This is a genomic window from Mesorhizobium sp. M7A.F.Ca.MR.362.00.0.0, assembly GCF_004023175.1.
Taxonomy (GTDB): Bacteria; Pseudomonadota; Alphaproteobacteria; order Rhizobiales; family Rhizobiaceae; genus Mesorhizobium.
This window is the reverse complement of sequence record NZ_RZTF01000161.1, coordinates 1-1,754: the sequence shown is the minus strand read 5'-3', so window position 1 is coordinate 1,754 and position 1,754 is coordinate 1. Positions and strand designations below refer to the sequence as shown.

At 60.9% G+C, this 1,754-nt stretch carries 1 protein-coding gene; it reads right to left on the bottom strand.

The genetic code is table 11. From position 1 onward, the window contains the following. The coding region (locus EOC06_RS19625; RefSeq protein ID WP_245469802.1) for a SurA N-terminal domain-containing protein at positions 1-1,488 on the bottom strand (1,488 nt) is incomplete at its 3' end. Between the last annotated feature and the right edge of the window lie 266 nt (positions 1,489-1,754).

Sequence of the window (1,754 nt, the reverse complement as noted above, 5' to 3'; positions counted from 1 at the left end):
CTTGCTTATTTCCGCCGCCGTCCAGTCGGCGACGACTTTCTGACGAACCTCATCCAGCGTGCGGTCGCGAGCCGGCGTGATGGACGCCACCTCATAGAAGACGAAGCCGTTGTCGGCTGTGGTCAAGGCATCGTTTTCCGTGTTGGGTTCGGCGTCGAAGACGGCTTTGATCAGCTCCGGCGATTGCGGCAGGTCCTTGACGATGGTTGCATCTGGCCGCAGTCCACTACGATCGATGGCGTCGATGGTGACGACCTTCAGCTTCAGCTTGGCCGCGGCCTCCGCCAGCGAACTGCCGGCGGCGCGGGTGTCATCGTAATTGTCGCGCACGTCCAGAAGGATGCGGCTTGCCTCGCCCAGCGCCAGATCCTTGCGGATCTGATCGGACACCTCGGCCAGTGGCTTCACCACCTCGGGCTTGATCTCGGTGACGCGCAGCAGCACCGGACCGAAGGCGCCTTGCACGACCTGACTGACTTCATTGGCGTTGAGCGAAAAGGCCGCGTCGGCGACCGCCTTGTCGGCGATCTTGTCCTTGGCAAGCGTGCCGAGCAACGTATCGGCCGGCGTCTTGCCTTCCGCCGTGACAAGCTTGTCGAAAGTGGCGCCGGCCTTGAGCGAATCGAGTGCGGCCTTGGCCGCATCCGGCGTCTTGAACACGAGCTGCTCGACGGTGCGCAGTTCCGGCGTGGTGTAACGCGCCTTGTTCTTGTTGTAGTCGTCGCTGACCTGGCTGTCGGTGACGGCGGTCGTATCCATGATGTCGACGGGTTCGAGGCGGACATAGGAAAATTTGCGGTATTCGGGTGCCGCATATGTCTTCTTGTTGGCTTCGAAATAGGCCGAGAGCACGCTATCGGACGGCGCCGCGATCGGCTCGACCAGTGCCTTGGGCAGCGTCAAATAGTCGATGGTGCGGTCTTCGCCGCGATAGAGCGCAACCGCCTTGAAGAAAGTGTCCGGAGCCTTGAGGCCATCCGAGACCGCCTCGACAATTTGCTGGCGCACGGCCACCTGGGCACGGTTCTTCAAATAGTCCTCGGGCCGCATGCCGATCTGCTGCAGCATATATTCGAACGTTCTGCGGTCGAACTGGCCGCCCGGGCCCTTGAAGGCTGGGTCCTCGCGTGTCAGCTCGGCCAGCCGATCCTTGGAAAGTCCGAGGCCCAGCTTGCGGGCCTGTTCGTCGAGAACGGCACCAGAGACGAGCTGAGCCAACACCTGGTTGTCGACGCCGAGCGCCTTTGCCTGTTCGTGGCTGAGACGTTGGCCGAACTGTTGCGACATGACGGCGATCTGGCGATCGTAGGCGAGACGGTATTCGTTGATCGATACTTTGGTGCCGCCGGCGGTTATCACCGAATCGTGGCCGGCAAGACCGCTCATCAGCTGTCCGGAAACGCCCCAGACCAAAAAGCTGAGCACCAGCAGCACCAACAGTCCCTTCGCGACCCAGGTGCCTGCCGCGTTTCTCAATATACCAAGCATTTTTACTTCCGATTTATGCGCATTTTCGCATGCGCCGAGTCTGAAACAAGCGCAATAGCGCCCTTCCGGCCCACTGTCGATTGCTTTGTGGCCTGATTTTGGTAGTGAGGGCCAGAGCCCCGATATCATCCGGAGAAGCAAACCCATGACGCCAGGAATTCGCCCGCTCGTCGCCGGCAACTGGAAAATGAACGGCACCAGCGCTTCGGTCTCCGCGTCAAGTCCGCTCATGAAACCGTTGCCGATCATCCGGAGCTCGTTGAGGG